Below are 18,182 nucleotides of genomic sequence, written 5' to 3' on the forward strand. Positions count from 1 at the left end.
GTATATGAAAAAAATTTAACACTAAGATCACTAAGTTTTTAGCACAAGATCACAAGTGGCTATTCATAAATGAATTGTCCGTGTTCTTGTGCTAAAAACTTAGGGAACTTAGTGTTTTATTTTTGGAGTTATAAAATTCGAAAGCACCAAGACCATTAAAAAATAAAACAAAGGCTCCGTCTCATACCGCATTCTGGCTGCTTCATTCGGATCAATTGTGCAATAGATAAATCCTGTTATCAATATCCAATGCAGAATAAATTTTATTTCAAATGTCAGCGACTTGTACTTTGATAACATGAGGATAATTGTAATCGGATAGAGTAGAGTATACAATGAGAGCCTGATAAACGAAGAGCCTCCATTGGATGATTTGATTTTAATATTTGGCAGATCGAACCAGTCGAAGAGAAAAGAGTTGTTCCAGAAAAATGCATTTTCGCTTTTGTTATTGTATTCGTCAATCGCCGGACTACCGAAATAACTGAAGGTGCCGTATGCAATCGTGAGAAATGAATATTTGAATTCCCAATTCTCCCTCGTTTCTTTTTCATAATTTTTAGAGATTGGAATTGTCCGGACGTTATGCAATGTTGCCGGATCATTCAATAATTTATTTCCAGAATATTTCTTTATCAATTCCGAATTTTCATCATACAAGCCTTCGTATTCAAAAGGTAATTTATATCTTCCGCGACTATTGAAATTATTTACTTCTTTTCTTAAGTGGTCAGGATAATGCGCTGAAATATTTTGCCCGAAAAGACTTGAACCACTCCAGAAACCATATTGCACATAATTTTTTGAATACCATAATAGTGGAATTAGTAATAAAAGCAACCCCGGAATCATTTTATTAAATGGAATTAATTTTCTGAAAGACATTAATAGTAACAGGATCCAGAGTGGGTGATAAGAGGCTCGTAAAAGAGATAGCACAACAAATAGTAATGCAATCAGATTGAATTTATTTACAACAGATTTGTCAGAATAAAGAATTTGTAAGCATGCGATGCTAAGAAAGAATAGTATTGCAGGATAATAATAAAAACTGAACCAGATAAAATGTAATGGATTTCCTAGCAAAAGGAAGGCGAAAAGTGCTGCATGGCCTATTTTTAATTTCCGGAGCAAATTGTAAAACATAAATGTTCCGGCGATCTGCATGATCATAAAAGATGCGAGGCAAAATATATAGAAGGGTAAGTGGATCTGGTAGCAAATGCCTGCGATAAAGTTTAAGAGAGGTGGGTTTGTATGGAGATGAAAAATATTTTGGATAAAGTTTTCCTGAAAAGCATATTCCGGTCGCCAGTAAATTCCTGGATCAAATTCGTAATGGATGAGTCCTGTTGTTTGGACCAAAAGATGACCTGCTGTTATCCAGAAAATCATTATCCATTTAAAATTAGCAGGCTTCATTTCCATAGTTGTGGGTGAATATAGACAAAACCTTGCATTTAGGAAATTCATCTGAAAAGCAAATTGACTACCTAATTTTAGTAATATTGATACATAAATAAAACAGAAATGAAGCTGAAATTTACTTTACAATGTATTCTTTTGTTCTGGATAAAATATATGTCCGGATCACCGGCAACTACTTCGGAGAATATTAAAGTAGATCAATTTGGTTACCGACCGCTTGATGAGAAAATAGCTGTTATTTCAAATCCATTAATCGGATATAACAACACAGCAACATTTATTCCGGGAAGTGTTTATCAGTTACGTGAGTGGAGTACGGATGCTGTTGTTTTCACTGGAAGCCCATCTTCATGGAATAGTGGTGCCACGCAAAGTCAAAGTGGAGATCAGGTTTGGTGGTTTGATTTTTCCACTTTTACCTCTCCCGGAGCATATTATATTTTTGATGTTTCAAATAATGTCGGCTCATATCGTTTTGAGATAGATGAGTGTGTTTACAATGATGCATTGATTCAAACTGTGCGAATGTTTTATTATGCTCGTTGCGGAATGAGAAAAGACTCACAGTACGCCGATTCGGCTTGGGCGGATCACTCTTGCCATCAAAGGACAGATCAGGATTTTGAATGCAAATTATACAACAATAGAATAAGTAGTACTGCAAGAGATCTTTCTGGCGGATGGCATGATGCGGGTGATTATAATAAATATGTGAACTTTACGTGGGGAACAATGATTGACCTATTACTGGCATACGAAGAAAATCCATTGATATGGGGAGATGATTATAATATCCCTGAAAGCGGAAATGGAATTCCTGACCTCCTTGATGAAATTAAGTATGAGTTGAGCTGGCTTCGTAAAATGCAACAAACGGATGGTTCAGTTTTATCGATCGTAGGTGGTGGAGCTGCAAGTCCGCCGAGCAGTGATCAGAATTTCAGAGTCTATGGTCCTGCTACCACTTCTGCATCATTTACAGCAGCCGGTATTTTTGCATTGGCTTCAATTCAGTTTACTTCGATTGGACAGGCTATCGATGCTTTCTATTATAAAAATGCTGCAATAGCTGCATACGATTGGGCGGTGGCAAACCCTGGTGTTACATTTTATAATTCAGGTTTACTCGGCGCAGGTGAACAGGAAACTGATAGCTATGGAGTGGCAGCGAGAAAATTTACAGCATCAGTTTTTCTTTATGCATTGACTACAGATCAACAGTATCGTACGTTTGTGGATGCTAATTATCAGGATCTGCATTTGCTTCAGTGGACATATGCATATCCATTTGAAGGTGTTGAGCAGGATGCACTTTTGTACTATACCAAAACCCCCGGTGCAACGACATCAGTCATAAATGATATAATTAGTGCTTACACTTCTTCAATGGTTTCAAATAATGCTGACAACCTTCCTGCATATTTAAGTAGAACCGATGCGTATAGTGCATGGCTGGCAGATAATAATTACACATGGAACAGCAATCAGACGAAATCCAAACAGGCAAACATGTTTTTAAATATGAATGCCTATAATCTAAGCACGGTAAATCAAAATAATTTTACGAATGCAGCTGCAGGGTATGTCCATTATTTCCATGGTGTAAATCCTAATTCGAAAACATTTATAAGCAATATGGGTTCTTTTGGGGCAGAAAATTCTGTTTCTCAATTTTATCATGCATGGTTTGAAAACGGAAGTCCGCTCTGGGATGAAGTTGGCGTATCCACTTATGGTCCGCCACCAGGCTATATTCCCGGTGGACCAAATCCCGGTTATTCGCTTGATGGTTGCTGCCCGGGTTCATGTGGAAGTCCGATTAATAATGCACTCTGTAATATAAACGTAACACCACCAATGAATCAACCGATTCAAAAGTCGTATAAAGATTTTAATGATAACTGGCCATTGAATTCATGGACAGTAACAGAAGCCGGGATTTATACAAATGCTGCTTATGTAAAAATGATTTCGAAATTTGCTTCACCTTTGTGTCTGCCTACAACTATTTCTGCGTTGAATTTATCGGATGAAGGAAAGATCATTAAATCAATTTTTCCTTCGCCTTCTAAGAACGAGGTGACAGTTATACTGAACAGACTTATTTCAGGTGGAAAGATTTCTTTGTTTGATATCAGTGGAAGAAATGTTTTTGAAAGATCTATCGATAATGAGAATTCCATACTGATTGATTTATCAGCAGTAACATCCGGAATGTATGTTTTGAAAGTTAATTCAGGTGAGATTACTGAAGTTGCCAGAGTGGTAAAGCAATAATGTTAGAAACATGGATTTCATGTAGCACATTCCGAAATCCGCATTCCGCATTCCGAAATATTTACAATTAATACATGTCAATTCACTTTTAGAAGTACAATCACTGCACTTTAGATGTAAAATAATGCACTTCAATCAGTTGAATTTTTCCGTTTGAGACCAAAATCATTATTTTTGAAGCACAATAAGATTAACTTGTTGGCTTAAATAATCATTTCACTCAAATGCATTTATACAAACGACATTTATTCCTACTGGCCCTCGTGGTTCTTAATTTCATTGGATGCAGTAAGAAGCAGGAGAAAATTCAACCTACTGTTGAAGCCATAACGGAGTCGGTGTATGCCTCCGGAATCATTAAAAGCAGAAATCAATATCAGGTTTATTCAACAGTGAATGGTTTGCTGAATGAGATAATGGTTAATGAAGGGGATGTTGTAAAAAAAGATCAGCCTATTTTAAGACTGTTGAATGAATCTTCAAATTAAATACTGCCAATGCCCGACTTGCTGCGGAGCTTGCCGAAAAGAATATCAATGGCGATAAGCTGAATGAACTCAAAGCAAATCTTGAATTTGCAGGATCAAAATTGAAAAATGATTCTGTGCTTTTTATCAGACAGAAAAATTTATATGCACAACAAATAGGAACGTTGATCGATCTCGAGCAAAGAGAACTCGCCTATACTAATTCGCAGACAAATTTCCGTTCTGCAAAACTCAGATATGATGATGCCAAAACCCAGACAGACTTTGCTGCCCGGCAAGCAAAGAATAATTTGAGTATAAGTACCAATGTTCAGAATGATTTCATAATAAAAAGTGAAACCAATGGACGTGTTTACAGCATTCTGAAAGAAAAAGGAGAACTTGTCAATACTCAAACTCCTGTTGCAATTATCGGCGACGCTGAAGTATTCGAACTGGAATTGCAGGTTGATGAATACGATGTTACTAGGATAAAAGCTGGTCAGAAAATTCTGTTAAGTCTTGATAGTTACAAAGGAAAAATATTTGAAGCCGTTGTAAGGCGAATTGATCCTATTATGAATGAGCGGACACGTTCGTTTAAAGTAGAAGCAGATTTCGTTCAGAAGCCCGATGAACTTTTTCCAAATTTAACTGTGGAGGCAAATATTGTTATTCATACAAAAGAAAAGGCATTGACAATTCCAAGAACTTATCTTGTCGAAGATCAATTTGTATTAAATGAAAAAGGGGAGAAGAAAAAAGTGGTTGTTGGATTAAAAGATTACAACAAAGCAGAGATCATAAGTGGCATTTCATCATCAGACTTTATCTACCTTCCTGTTAAATGAATCTCCGGCTGATCTTTAGTATTTCTAAATCTCTTTTGCTTGCCAGATTGAAGCAGACTGTTGTTGCAGCAGTTGGTGTCACGTTCAGTATTACGATGTTCGTAACACTTTTGAGTTTCATGACAGGCTTAAATACTATGTTGGATGGTCTGATACTTAATCGCACACCACATGTACGCTTATTCAATGACATCAAACCTGCAAAAGTTCAGCCGATTGATGCGTCACCTGAATTTAAAGGAGATTATAATTTTATCAATTCGATTAAATCGGGTGCCGGACGAAAAGAGATCTATAATAGCGGCGCAATCATACAAAAAATAAAAACCGATGATCGGGTTTTAGGATTAGCTCCGCGGATCAATGCTCCTGTTTTTTTTAACGATGGTGCTATTGAGATCACTGCATCTATCAATGGTGTTGATGTTCAGGAAGAGACCCGGCTTTTCCACTTCAATGAATATGTTACAACAGGAAATCCAATCGATCTGAAGAATGTTTCAAACAGTATCATTCTTGGTAAAGCACTTGCGCAAAAATTACTGGCAAATGTAGGAGATGTAGTACAACTCACGACCTCGCAAGGTGAGCGGTTTCCATTGAAAGTCGTAGGATATTTTGAATCCGGCTTACTTGATTTTGATAAGACGCAGGCATATGCCTCAATAGGAACTGTTCAGAAGATTTTAGGAAAAGATAAAAGTTATGTGACCGATCTTCAGGTTAAGCTGAAAGACATTTTACTTGCACCTGAAGTAGCAAAAGAATATGCAGAACTTTTTCAAACGGATGCAGAAGATATTCAGACAGCCAATTCGCAATTTGAAACAGGTAGCCGTGTTCGATCAATAATATCTTATTCGGTTGGAATTACACTTCTTATTGTTGCGGGATTCGGCATCTATAACATTCTCAACATGATGATCTTTGAAAAAATGGAGACGATTGCTATACTGAAAGCAACGGGCTTTGCAGGGATAGATGTAAAACGGATTTTTCTCACCATTGCAATGACAATAGGGTTTGTCGGTGGAATAGCAGGATTACTTTTTGGATTTCTGTTATCGTCATTGATCGATCAGATTCCATTCAATACAGCAGCATTGCCAACTGTAACAACGTTTCCGATCAACTACAATATTGTTTATTATTTCATTGGAGGAATTTTTTCTTTGATCACAACCTACTTCGCAGGATTTTTCCCGGCACGCAAAGCAGGGAAAGTTGATCCTGTTGTTATAATCAGGGGGAAATAATATGAGCGAAATAATTTTAGAATCCAGAAGTATCAATAAGAATTTTCATGATCCTGTTACAGTTCAGGTGTTGAAGGATATTAATTTCAAAGTCAGTAAAGGTGAATTTGTATCTGTAGTGGGTAAGTCAGGTTGTGGAAAATCTACGCTATTATATATTCTTTCGACGATGGATACAGATTATACAGGTGAATTACTGATTGACGATATTTCAATGTCAGGCAAAACAGAGAGTGAACTTGCTCGGGTCCGCAATGAAAAAATAGGTTTTGTATTTCAGTTTCATTATTTATTGAATGAATTTTCTGCTTTGAAAAATGTAATGCTACCGGGTTTGAAACTTGCCAAGTATTCAGAACAGGAAGTAGAGCATCGCGCTATGGAGTTAATGAAGAAACTCAGCATTGAGCAGTTAGCGTTAAAAAAAGCAAATCAATTGTCAGGTGGCGAGAAACAGCGTGTAGCTATTGCACGTGCCTTAATAAATGACCCCGACATTATCATGGGTGATGAGCCAACAGGTAATCTCGACAAGAAGAACAGTGAAATAGTTTTCGATATTCTCAAGCAGTTAACAATAGAATTCAAGCAAACAATGTTAATAGTAACTCATGACCCGGAGTTTGCGGAGAAGACGCAGAGGGTGATTGAGATGGAGGATGGTAGGATTATTAAGCAGTAGTTTTTTTTAACAAAAACAGAGACATAGAAAATCAGCGGAAATAGAAGTCCCTTTTTTCTCCTTGTTTTCTTAGTGCCCTGTGTTAAATTTTTAATTTAAGCATGCACCCCTCCACAATCTCCTCCACCATTTTCTCACAAAACGCATCCAGATCATCCGGCTTACGGCTTGTTACAAGTCCATTGTCGACTACAACTTCTTTATCTTCCCACTTTGCACCGGCATTTGTCAGATCAGTTTTCAGGGAAGGCCATGAAGTCATGTTTTTGTCTTGCAACATACCTGTTTCTATCAGCAACCACGGCCCATGACAAATTGCAGCAATTGGTTTTGATTCCTGCATAAAGTGCTTGGCAAAAGCCACGGCATCTTTGTCCATGCGTAATGCATCCGGATTCATAACTCCACCGGGCAAGACAAGCGCATCATAATCTGATGCTTTAACTTCACTAAGTTTCTTGTCGCATGATACTGCTTCGCCCCATTGATGATCTTTCCATGTTTTCACTTCTTTGCCTGAAGGTGAAATTACATGCACATTAGCGCCTTCATCAATTAATTTTTTGTATGGAACTCTGAATTCAGAATCCTCAACGCCATCTGTCATCAGTATAGCTACATTCTTTCCTTTTAATTTCATTTGGATATTGGTTTTAAATAGAAACTATAAAATATACGTGCCATACAAAATGTCAATTACACTTGCCATTCGAATTAAAACCAGCCCCGTAGGGGCGACATGTTTGCAGAAAAAATGGCAACGCCAAACCGAAAGCCCCATCGGGGCGACCTGTGATTTGGAATAAACCTGCAATCAGAGCATTTTGAATTTCAAAATTATTTTTTTTAAAGAAAATCCTATCGACGCATCCAGTTGATGGCATGAAAATTTACCCTCTTAATAAAAAAATCCCAATCATGCCTTCTGTCAAACTTTCATCATCAACCGATAATCACCAACATCATCTTCATTATCAGGAAGCCGGTTCGGGTAAACCTGTTATTTTAATTCATGGCTGGCCACTAACCAGTATAATGTGGGAATATCAGATCGATCACTTGGTTCAAAACGGTTTCCGCGTGATCACTTACGATCGCAGAGGATTCGGAGAATCATGCAGACCGTGGGGTAACTACGATTATGATACATTAACATCTGACCTGAATGAACTGATTACAGCTCTCAATTTATCAGATGTTGCTCTCGTTGGATTTTCTATGGGTGGAGGAGAAGTTGTACGTTACTTCAGCAAGTTTGGAGGTAAAGGTGTAACAAAAGCTGTACTCATTTCATCGATCACTCCATATATGTTAAAAACGCCTGACAATCCCGATGGAGTTCCGCAGGAAATGTTTGATAAAATGCTTGCAGCCATGAAAGAAGACCGCATTGCATTTCTCGATGACTTTGGTGAAACATTTTTCGGCGTTACGCTATTGAATAATAACATCAGTGATCAATCATTGAATTATTATCTGAATGTTTGTTCGCAAGCATCTCCACATGCTACAATTGAATGTGCGAAAAGTTTTTCTTCAACGGATTTCAGAAGTGAGATGTCATCAGTGAATGTTCCGACTCTCATTATTCACGGCGACAAAGACGAGACAGTTCCTATCAAACCAACTGCCTTGGAAGCGACGAAGGTCATAAAGAATAACAAGCTTATTGTTTATGAAGGAGAGCCGCATGGGATATGGTTTACGCAGAAGGATAGGCTGAATAAAGACTTGGTAACGTTTTTAATGAGTTAGTTTATTTTAGACTTGTACTTAAATTATTAACACTAGAATTCCAAAACATTGGAAAAAAAATAAACATAGAGGTCACAAAGAAAAAAGGGAGGAAAAGGAGAAATGAAGTTTCTCCTTTTCCTCCCTTTTTTTCTCCATGAACTCTGTGTTTAATTTTTCATTATCAAGTCATGAGTTTAGAACGAACGACTTAAAAACAAAAAAGGCGACACTCTCGCATCGCCTTTCCAAAAAATTATTTACAACCCGATTAAGCCCCTTCCGCCAGAATAATAACTTTATTATTCAGCATCTCCACAACTCCGCCTTTTACATCGAAAGTTTTTACGCCTTCTTTGTCTTTCACTTTTACTTTACCATTAAGGAGAGTAGAAATGATCGGTGCGTGATTGTTGAGCATTTCGAAGCGACCACTTTTTCCGGGAACGGAAACTGAAGTTACTTCGCCTGCGAAGATTTTTTTATCGGGAGTGATGATCTCTAAATGCATGTATTATTATTTTTGAGCTTCCGCAAGGATTTTCTTTCCTTTTGCAATAGCGTCATCAATTGTTCCTACTAAGTTGAAAGCTGCTTCCGGATATTCATCCACTTCACCATTCATGATCATGTTGAAACCTTTGATAGTTTCTTCGATCGGAACGATCACACCTTTTAATCCTGTGAACTGCTCAGCAACGTTGAACGGCTGAGAAAGGAAACGCTGAACACGACGTGCACGAGACACTGTCAATTTATCTTCGTCACTTAACTCGTCCATACCAAGGATGGCAATGATATCCTGAAGTTCTTTGTATCGCTGAAGAATGTTCTTCACACGTTGCGCAGTATTGTAATGCTCTTCACCAACAACAGCAGGAGAAAGGATACGGGATGTAGAATCTAATGGATCCACCGCAGGGTAGATACCCAACTCAGAGATCATACGGTTCAATACAGTTGTTGCATCCAAATGGGCAAACGTAGTAGGCGGAGCCGGATCAGTTAAATCATCGGCAGGAACGTAAACGGCCTGAACCGAAGTAATAGATCCACGTTTTGTTGAAGTGATACGCTCTTGCATCAATCCCATTTCAGTAGCAAGAGTAGGCTGGTAACCTACGGCTGAAGGCATACGACCAAGAAGGGCCGATACCTCAGAACCTGCCTGAGTGAAACGGAAGATATTGTCGATGAAGAAAAGGATATCACGACCACCTGATTTCTCATCACCGTCACGGAAATATTCCGCTACAGTAAGTCCTGAAAGGGCAACACGTGCACGTGCTCCAGGGGGCTCATTCATTTGTCCGAACACCAATGTCGCTTGTGATTTAGCAAGCTCAGCCATGTCAACTTTTGACAAATCCCAGCCGCCGCTTTCCATTGAATGTTTGAATTCGTCACCATAACGGATAACGCCTGATTCGATCATCTCACGAAGAAGGTCATTTCCCTCACGGGTACGCTCACCTACACCGGCGAAAACTGAAAGTCCTGAGTAGCTTTTTGCAATATTGTTGATCAATTCCATGATCAATACGGTCTTACCAACACCGGCACCACCGAACAGACCGATTTTACCACCTTTTGAGTATGGCTCGATAAGGTCAATTACTTTGATACCTGTGAAAAGTACTTCCGCTTCCGTCGAAAGGTCTTCGAAACGAGGAGCCTGACGGTGGATAGGAACTGAAATTTGTTTTGAAACTGCACCGATTCCATCGATAGCATCACCTGTTACATTGAACAGACGACCCTTGATGATATCTCCTGCCGGCATTTGGATCGGAGCGCCCAGACTACGGACATTCATTCCGCGAGTCAAGCCGTCAGTCGATTCCATAGAGATCGTACGGATCCGGTCTTCACCGATATGTTGCTGACATTCAAGGATAATAGGAGTATTTCCCGGACGCTCGATTTCCAATGCGTCAAGGACATTTGGTAATACACTGCCTTCATCTTCGAAGCTGACGTCAATAACGGCTCCGATAATTTGGGTGATTTTTCCAATATTCGCCATGATGGTTTATATGTTTTTAATGGATTTTAATTTGAGACCGCGAAAGTAGTGAATTTCTACCTTAAAAAGTAACTGTGTTCGTAAAAAATAACACCTCAATTTCACCTATATATTTCGAGGTTTGTTTACCTTAAAAATTCATGCAATTCCTGTTTAATTCCCTTATATCATGAGAAAATTCTCACCCCTTGGAAAATGATTTTGCCATCCGTTTTTATCGGAAAACATCGAATTTCGATTTCATAGTCAATTGTATTGCGTATTCATGTGCGACCCCTCCGGGGTCGTAATTGCGACGCAATTATTGTTTTTCTACCAATATGTGACCCCTCTGGGGTCGTTGGGGTTGGGTTTAAAAGTTGACAAATTAATTCGCCAGAACAAGGCTTCTTGATTAAAGAGAAATTACACAACCGTAGGATGTAAGTAAGTACAAACCCTAGTGCGGTTCCATATTGGTAAAGAATTACAAATCCGCAGGATGTATGTAAATCCCGACCCCAGCGGGGTCACATATCGGTAGCGTGGTCCCATATCGGTAGAAATTACAAATCCGCATGATGTATGTAAATCCCGACCCCAGCGGGGTCACATATCGGTAGTAGCGTGGTCCCATATCGGTAGAAATTACAAATCCGCATGATGTATGTAAATCCCGACCCCAGCGGGGTCACATATCGGTAGCGTGGTCCCATAATGGTAGAAATTACAAATCCGCATGATGTATGTAAATCCCGACCCCAGCGGGGTCACATATCGGTAGCGTGGTCCCATATCGGTAGAAATTACAAATCCGCATGATGTATGTAAATCCCGACCCCAGCGGGGTCACAAATCGGTAGCGTGGTCCCATAATGGTAGAAATTACAAATCCGCATGATGTATGTAAATCCCGACCCCAGCGGGGTCACAAATCGGTAGCGTGGTCCCATATCGGAAGAAATTACAAATCCGCATGACGTAAATCCCGACCCCAGCGGGGTCACATATCGGTAGTAGCCATATCGGTAGAAAATTACAAATCCACATGAAGTATGTAAATCCCGACCCCAGCGGGGTCACATATCGGTAGCCATATCGGTAGGAAATTACAAATCCGCATGATGTATGTAAATCCCGACCCCAGCGGGGTCACCCGGAGCCTATCGGTAGGAAATTACAAATCCGCATGAAGTATGTAAATCCCGACCCCAGCGGGGTCACAAATCGGTAGCGTGGTCCCATATTTGTAGAAATTACAAATCCGCATGATGTATGTAAATCCCGACCCCAGCGGGGTCACATATCGGTAGCCATATCGGTAGGAAATTACAAATCCGCATGATGTATGTAAATCCCGACCCCAGAGGGGTCACATATCGGTAGAAAAAACGAATGTTTTTCGTGATACGACCCCGGAGGGGTCGCACATGATTTGGAAATCAGTTTCATTTAAAAAAAATTTCATTTCAATTTACGTTTTGATTTTGCATGCGAAATATAAGGACGGGATTATTTTTTTACGTAATTCTTTATTCGCCATCATTGCCTTAAAAAAAATCACTAAGAACTTTCCCCATTTGAACCAAAAACTATGAAGAAATCCTACTATTTTCGTCCCATGTCGCAAATCGAAATAATCTACCAACACTTTCTAGCAAATCCTGTTGTTTCAACTGATACCAGAACTATCTCCACAGGCTGTATATTTTTTGCGTTGAAAGGTCCTACGTTCAACGGAAATACTTTTGCCGGACAAGCATTGGAACTTGGTGCATCACTGGTGGTAGTTGATGAGAAAGATTACAAGATAGATGAACGTTGCATTCTTGTTGATGATTGTCTGAAAGCTCTTCAGCTATTAGCGCAACATCATCGATCGAAATGTGATTTTCCATTTTTAGCCATAACAGGATCGAATGGAAAAACGACAACGAAAGAACTGATCAGAAATGTTCTTGCAAAAAAATTCAATGTTCATGCAACGAAAGGAAATCTGAATAATCACATCGGTGTGCCGCTTACAATTTTGTCGATGCCTGCAAAAACAAATTTTGCTGTCATTGAAATGGGTGCAAATCATCAGAAGGAAATTGATTTGTTGTGCAGCATTGCCATGCCGGATTACGGATTGATCACTAATGTTGGTAAAGCGCATTTGGAAGGTTTCGGCGGATTTGAAGGCGTGAAAAAAGGAAAGGGGGAGATGTATGCACATCTGCACGGACAAGGCCGGACTGCATTTATCAATACAGACAATGAACATCTGAATAAAATGGCAGATGAATACAAGCCTGAAAAGATAATTTCTTACGGAACATCGTCAAACGTTTTTTGCAAAGGCGAACTGATTTCATCTGAACCGACAATTACGTTGCACTGGAAATGTGAAAGTGCACACGGTGAAATTCAGACTCAGATGATCGGTGCTTACAATTTCGAAAATATTTTAAGCGCAATCTGCATCGGAAATTATTTCCGTGTGAAACCCGAAGATATTAATGAAGCCATCGCTGCATATGTTCCTGATAACAGTCGTTCGCAGATCATTCAATACGGAACGAATACAATAGTGCTCGATGCATACAATGCCAATCCAAGTAGCATGGAAGCTGCGCTTCGTAATTTTGAAAAGATGCAATCGGATTCGAAGATCATTTGTATTGGTGACATGGCGGAATTAGGAGAAGAAAGTGTTGCGGAACATAAACGAATTATTGAGCAGTTGAAAAAAATGCATTTTCAACAATTGATCTTAGTGGGAAAAAATTTCGGAGTATATGCGAATGAAATAAAAAGTATGCACTTTGAAAATTCAAGTTTAGCCGCTGATTATTTCAAAAAGAATCTTCCGGAGAATTCGTTGATTCTTGTTAAGGGGTCGCGGAGTTCAAAAATGGAGTTGCTTATCAATTAAAATTAACACAAGAACACTGAGAACACAATAAGATCACGGAATTCCGTGGTCTTATTGTGTTCTCAGTGTTCTTGTGTTAAACTTGCTTCCTTTTGAAAATTTTTCCAAATACTCCTTTCGGCTTCGAATCCTCATCATAATACCCATACCCGTGATACCCGTAACTATACCCGTATCCATAACCGTAACGCTGATGATTTCCTGCGTCATTTAAAAGTATACAAATGTTTTTTACTTGTCCGGCAGTGTAGTAGGTGTTGATAGTCTTGATGTAATCCTTCTTCGAATAATTTTCTCGTAGAATAAAGATGTTGATGTCAGCAAGATTCATTAGCATCATAGCGTCACTAACGATTCCGACCGGTGGTGTGTCGATAATAATGTAATCGTACATCTCACGCAATTCATTCATCAGATTGATCGTTTCTTTCTTCGCAAGTAATTCAGCCGGATTAGGTGGAACCGGTCCTGCAGGAATGATGTCGAGTCCGGGAACATTTGTTTTGCAGATCACGCTTTCGAGTGAACTTTTACCTATGAGATAAGTGCTCACGCCAATATCATTACTCACTCCAAGATCCTGTACCAACTGCGGCTTGCGCAGATCCATTCCGACAATGATCACCTTATGACTTTGCAGTGAAAGAACTGCGGCAAGATTTAATGTCGAAAAAGATTTCCCTTCGCCACCAACACTTGATGTGATCAATACGATCTTGTGTTGATCAGATAAACCGAAAAACATGAGGTTAGCACGAATGGAACGAAAAGCTTCAGCAATCGACGATTTTGGTTTAGTAGAAACAACCAGTCTTTCGCCTGTAGTGTGATGTCCGACAACTCCAATGATCGGTGTCTTGGTCATCTTCTCAATGTCTTCGCGATTGGAGATCGTATTACGGATATAACTCTGAAGTAAAATGATCAGCAAAGGAACGATCAGGATCAGCATCAAAGTAATTATCGCAACGGCTTTACTATTTGGAATAACAGGAATGTCATTCACTGTTGCAGTGTCCAGAACTTTGTTGTCGCTTACAGCAGTTGCTTTGGCAATTCCTGTCTCCGCTTTTTTCTGAAGTAGATAAACGTAAATATTTTCATTGACAGTAAAGTTCCTTTGAATCGCTAATAATTCGCGTTCAATATTCGGAATTTTACGAATGTCGTTCTCGTATTTTGAAAGTTGTGAATTGATTCCCTGTAATCCTGTTTTTGTCAGATTGCGGAGGTTGTTGATGCTTTCAACTAATGATCGTTTTGTTTGCCCGATCTGCTCATCGATAACCTTCAATGCCGGCGACTGCGCGCTTGAACCGTACGATAAACTCTTACGCTTATTCTGTAGCTCTTTCAACTTGGCAATGAGTTCTACCAGTGTGGGATCGGGATTGTTAAGAGTAGATGGAGAAAGCGATTCAAGGTCGAGGTTGGATGTGATGTAATCATACAGGTAGTCGAGCGACTTAAGATCGATCTCTGCTTTTACTCTTGTTTCATCAACAGAAGTTACACGTTCAAGATATGCTTTTGATTCTTCACTCAGATTGACCGTACCTTTGGATTCTTTGAATTTTGCAGATCAAGTTCTGTAGCATTCAATGTTTTAGAGATCTCCTCAAGTTGTTCGTCAACGAATTTTAAAGTCAGTGCGGCAACCGATGATTTGTCTTTGACATCACGATTAATATAAACTTTTCCTAATGTATTCAGAAAGTCAACTGCGCGATCTTTGATCTTATCCTGGACACTGATCGTTACGATGGTAGCGTCTTTATTGATCGGTTCGATCTTCATTTTCTCGTTGTAATAAGCGAGAAGTTTATTCATCGAATTGATTACGAAAGCATATTTTGTTTTCTGTGAGTTGTCGAAAGTGAATTCGTTTTTTGAAATTGTGATGGTGAAATTTGGTGTACGAATCTCCTCACCATAACTATGTTTGTTACTGTAACTATATTGGAACGCACGGTTGTCAGCATCCAGTTCAAGTTGAAAGGTGTTCTCATCGATAGGAGAAAGTTTAAACTCTTCGTCGTAAACGCCATCATTCACACGGCTCACAGTAACCAGGAATGGGGAATTCTTGTAAACCGGATAACTGAAAATGCTCGACTTGTCAAAATAACTTACGCCAAGATTCAATTCATTGATTGTTTCTTCAAGAACTGACCTTGAGCGGAGGATGCCAATTTCCGTTGCAATATTTTTTGTATTTCCTAACAGATCTCCTGTTAAGATATCTTCGATATTTTTTGATGTATTCTTTGAATCCTTTATTAAAACGCTGGACGTTGCTTCATAAACCGGAAGGGTAAAGCGAGTATATAGAAATGCACCAAGTGCAAAAATGATGAAAGAAAAAATAAAATAATGCCATTTTTTCCGGATACTCCCAAAGAGTAAACGAAGATCTATTTCGTCATCATTTATCCGTTGGTTTTCGGAATTAGTTCTCATTGGAATTATTTATTGGTATTGGTAATTAAAAATGTCATTACTATAACAGTGGTAGTAAGAATTGAAGTAAAGACGGTGACAGAAGGACTGATACTCTGAAATGCTTTTCTTTTTATTGGTGAAATATAGATTACGTCGTCGGGGTGTAAAAAATAAGTGTCGGCAGTAACTGAATTTGCATCGGTTAGATCGATATAGAAATCTTTCGTCTGGTTATTTTCAGTACGGATCAAATGGACATTTTTTCTATCGCCATATTGAGTAAGATCGCCTCCTAAACCCAGAACTTCCAGCAGTGTTGCTCTTTCATTCATGATTGGATACGTTCCCGGCTTATTGACTTCACCAAGGATCGTTACCTTGAAATTTAATTTTTTGACTGTGACGATCGGTTCATCGATAAATTCTTTGAATTTTGTTTCAAGCAATGAAACAGCTTCCGGAATTGTAAGTCCGGTTAAATTCACCTGCCCGATAAGCGGAAGCTTCAATTCACCTTTTTCATTTACAACAAATCCTTTTTCATAAGCGGATCTGTTATCACTAACAGGTTTGTCAAAACCTGTAGCTAAATACGGATAAGCTTCAGCGTTGATGGTGAAAATACTGATGCCAAGGATGTCGTTCGGATAAATTCTCAGTTTAGAATTTGCATCCTGCTGCAACGAAGGCGTTTTTCCTTGAAAATAAATTACATCTTTTTGCGAAGTACATCCGGCGAAAATAATTAATGTAAGAATGAATAATGTCCGGAGATGGTTTCGCATTTTTTTTACCGTGATGATTTAATTTGTTTAATGTTTAATGTTACGTGTTAACAAAGGCTGGAAGCAAAATTAAATCCGGCAGTTTAATCGGAGCCAATAAATCCGCAATCCGCAATCCGCAATCCGCAATGCGAAATCAATTTCACTTTCCAATAATCGCACGCGCAATTACAATTTTCTGAACTTCACTCGTACCTTCATAGATCTGAGTGATCTTTGCATCGCGCATCAGTCGTTCAACATGGAATTCTTTTACATATCCATACCCACCGTGAATTTGTACGGCTTCGATAGTAGTATCCATAGCAACTTTAGAAGCAAATAATTTTGCCATTGATGCAGATAGACCATAATCAAGATGCTGATCTTTCATCCAGGCTGCTTTGTAACAAAGTAATCTTGCGGCTTCAATTTCAGTTGCCATATCTGCCAGCTTAAATTGAATTGCCTGATGCTGACAAATCGGAACTTTAAATGCTTTTCTTTCTTTCGAATATTGCAGAGCTAATTCATAAGCACCACCTGCAATTCCAAGAGCCTGCGAAGCGATACCGATTCTTCCACCCGTAAGTGTTTTCATGGCGAACTTAAATCCGAATCCGTCTTCACCGATGCGGTTTGCTTTTGGTACTTTCACATCCGTGAACATCAATGAGTGAGTATCACTTCCGCGAATCCCAAGTTTATTTTCTTTCGGTCCTATCATGAATCCGGGCATTCCTTTTTCGAGGATCAATGCATTAATTCCTTTGTGACCTTTTGCAACATCAGTTTGAGCCATTACCAGATAAACAGAAGCGTTGTTCCCGTTAGTGATCCAGTTTTTCGTCCCGTTCAAAATGTAATGATCTCCTGCATCAATTGCAGTTGTTGCCTGAGAAGTTGCATCAGAACCAGCTTCAGGTTCTGACAAACAAAATGCGCCAATGATCTCACCCTTTGCGAGCGGTACTAAATATTTTAATTTCTGTTCTTCATTTCCAAAATTTTCAAGTCCCCAGCAAACCAGAGAATTGTTTACAGACATAACAACTGAAGCAGAAGCATCGATCTTCGAAATTTCTTCCATTGCCAGGACATAAGAAATGGTATCCATTCCACCGCCACCATATTTCGGACTCACCATCATTCCAAGAAATCCGAGTTCGCCCATTTTCTTGATCTGCTCTGCAGGGAATTTTTGATGTTCGTCGCGTTCAATTACACCGGGTTTTAGTTCATTCTGTGCAAAATCACGTGCAGCCTGACGGATCATTAAATGTTCTTCGCTTAGTCCGAAATTCATAATTAACTTGATTATTCCGCTTTTAGAGCGGATTTGTGGAGATTGTGAGATTT

Annotated in this window: 13 protein-coding genes and 1 pseudogene; 6 read left to right on the forward strand and 8 right to left on the reverse strand. The window is 39.1% G+C overall.

The genetic code is table 11. From position 1 onward, the window contains the following. Nucleotides 1–108 precede the first annotated feature (108 nt). Complete coding sequence (locus IPL24_05055; protein ID MBK8363057.1) at nt 109–1,422, reverse strand: hypothetical protein; 1,314 nt, start codon at nt 1,420–1,422, stop codon at nt 109–111. A 108-nt stretch (nt 1,423–1,530) separates the two neighbouring features. Between IPL24_05055 and IPL24_05060 the strand changes: the two genes are divergently transcribed. The 4 genes and pseudogenes from IPL24_05060 to IPL24_05075 all read left to right on the forward strand — a co-directional run bounded on the left by IPL24_05060 (nt 1,531) and on the right by IPL24_05075 (nt 6,961). Further along, nucleotides 1,531–3,705 (forward strand): glycoside hydrolase family 9 protein, encoded by a 2,175-nt coding sequence (locus tag IPL24_05060; protein MBK8363058.1) that lies wholly within the window; start codon nt 1,531–1,533, stop codon nt 3,703–3,705. Between the two features lie 224 nt (nt 3,706–3,929). Further along, a pseudogene (locus IPL24_05065) lies at nt 3,930–5,023 on the forward strand (efflux RND transporter periplasmic adaptor subunit). Then, nucleotides 5,020–6,279 (forward strand): ABC transporter permease, encoded by a 1,260-nt coding sequence (locus IPL24_05070; protein ID MBK8363059.1) that lies wholly within the window; start codon nt 5,020–5,022, stop codon nt 6,277–6,279. Before IPL24_05065 ends, IPL24_05070 begins: the two are co-directional and overlap by 4 nt. A 1-nt stretch (nt 6,280) precedes the next feature. Next, the gene (locus tag IPL24_05075; GenBank protein ID MBK8363060.1) at nt 6,281–6,961 is read left to right on the forward strand and encodes an ABC transporter ATP-binding protein; all 681 of its coding nucleotides are present in this window, start codon (nt 6,281–6,283) and stop codon (nt 6,959–6,961) included. A gap of 82 nt (nt 6,962–7,043) precedes the next feature. Here IPL24_05075 and IPL24_05080 read toward each other — a convergent pair whose 3' ends face one another. After that, entirely contained in the window at nt 7,044–7,601 is a 558-nt protein-coding gene (locus IPL24_05080; GenBank protein MBK8363061.1) for a type 1 glutamine amidotransferase, read from the reverse strand. 278 nt (nt 7,602–7,879) lie between these two features. On the opposite strand from IPL24_05080, the gene IPL24_05085 reads away from it, so the two are divergent. Further along, on the forward strand, nt 7,880–8,716 hold the full coding sequence (locus tag IPL24_05085; protein MBK8363062.1) for an alpha/beta hydrolase: 837 nt from the start codon (nt 7,880–7,882) through the stop codon (nt 8,714–8,716). Between the two features lie 250 nt (nt 8,717–8,966). Here the strand turns inward: IPL24_05085 and atpC are convergent, their stop codons facing one another. Further along, entirely contained in the window at nt 8,967–9,206 is a 240-nt protein-coding gene (atpC, locus tag IPL24_05090) for an ATP synthase F1 subunit epsilon (GenBank protein MBK8363063.1), read from the reverse strand. A 6-nt stretch (nt 9,207–9,212) separates the two neighbouring features. Further along, nucleotides 9,213–10,721, reverse strand: a complete 1,509-nt coding sequence (locus IPL24_05095) for a F0F1 ATP synthase subunit beta (protein MBK8363064.1) — start codon at nt 10,719–10,721, stop codon at nt 9,213–9,215. A 1,600-nt stretch (nt 10,722–12,321) separates the two neighbouring features. On the opposite strand from IPL24_05095, the gene IPL24_05100 reads away from it, so the two are divergent. Then, nucleotides 12,322–13,617 carry a UDP-N-acetylmuramoyl-tripeptide--D-alanyl-D-alanine ligase gene (locus IPL24_05100; protein MBK8363065.1) on the forward strand — a complete coding sequence of 432 codons (1,296 nt, stop codon included), beginning with the start codon at nt 12,322–12,324 and terminating at the stop codon, nt 13,615–13,617. Between the two features lie 76 nt (nt 13,618–13,693). On the opposite strand, the gene IPL24_05105 is transcribed toward IPL24_05100, so the two are convergent. The 4 genes from IPL24_05105 to IPL24_05120 form a co-directional block, all read right to left on the reverse strand. Next, nucleotides 13,694–14,974, reverse strand: coding sequence for a polysaccharide biosynthesis tyrosine autokinase (locus tag IPL24_05105; GenBank protein ID MBK8363066.1), 1,281 nt, complete (start codon nt 14,972–14,974; stop codon nt 13,694–13,696). A gap of 185 nt (nt 14,975–15,159) precedes the next feature. Beyond that, entirely contained in the window at nt 15,160–16,077 is a 918-nt protein-coding gene (locus tag IPL24_05110) for a hypothetical protein (GenBank protein MBK8363067.1), read from the reverse strand. A gap of 5 nt (nt 16,078–16,082) precedes the next feature. Beyond that, nucleotides 16,083–16,844, reverse strand: coding sequence for a polysaccharide export protein (locus IPL24_05115; GenBank protein MBK8363068.1), 762 nt, complete (start codon nt 16,842–16,844; stop codon nt 16,083–16,085). A gap of 142 nt (nt 16,845–16,986) precedes the next feature. Beyond that, entirely contained in the window at nt 16,987–18,129 is a 1,143-nt protein-coding gene (locus IPL24_05120; protein ID MBK8363069.1) for an acyl-CoA dehydrogenase, read from the reverse strand. Nucleotides 18,130–18,182 lie beyond the last annotated feature (53 nt).

The sequence above is a fragment of the Bacteroidota bacterium genome (assembly GCA_016711505.1).
Lineage (GTDB): Bacteria > Bacteroidota > Bacteroidia > AKYH767-A > 2013-40CM-41-45 > JADKIH01.

Coding starts and splice junctions, on each gene's coding strand:
- IPL24_05055 (MBK8363057.1), bottom strand. CDS start 1,422: ATGAAGCCTGCTAATTTTAAATGGATAATGATTTTCTGGATAACAGCA.
- IPL24_05060 (MBK8363058.1), top strand. CDS start 1,531: ATGAAGCTGAAATTTACTTTACAATGTATTCTTTTGTTCTGGATAAAA.
- IPL24_05070 (MBK8363059.1), top strand. CDS start 5,020: ATGAATCTCCGGCTGATCTTTAGTATTTCTAAATCTCTTTTGCTTGCC.
- IPL24_05075 (MBK8363060.1), top strand. CDS start 6,281: ATGAGCGAAATAATTTTAGAATCCAGAAGTATCAATAAGAATTTTCAT.
- IPL24_05080 (MBK8363061.1), bottom strand. CDS start 7,601: ATGAAATTAAAAGGAAAGAATGTAGCTATACTGATGACAGATGGCGTT.
- IPL24_05085 (MBK8363062.1), top strand. CDS start 7,880: ATGCCTTCTGTCAAACTTTCATCATCAACCGATAATCACCAACATCAT.
- atpC (MBK8363063.1), bottom strand. CDS start 9,206: ATGCATTTAGAGATCATCACTCCCGATAAAAAAATCTTCGCAGGCGAA.
- IPL24_05095 (MBK8363064.1), bottom strand. CDS start 10,721: ATGGCGAATATTGGAAAAATCACCCAAATTATCGGAGCCGTTATTGAC.
- IPL24_05100 (MBK8363065.1), top strand. CDS start 12,322: ATGTCGCAAATCGAAATAATCTACCAACACTTTCTAGCAAATCCTGTT.
- IPL24_05110 (MBK8363067.1), bottom strand. CDS start 16,077: ATGAGAACTAATTCCGAAAACCAACGGATAAATGATGACGAAATAGAT.
- IPL24_05115 (MBK8363068.1), bottom strand. CDS start 16,844: ATGCGAAACCATCTCCGGACATTATTCATTCTTACATTAATTATTTTC.
- IPL24_05120 (MBK8363069.1), bottom strand. CDS start 18,129: ATGAATTTCGGACTAAGCGAAGAACATTTAATGATCCGTCAGGCTGCA.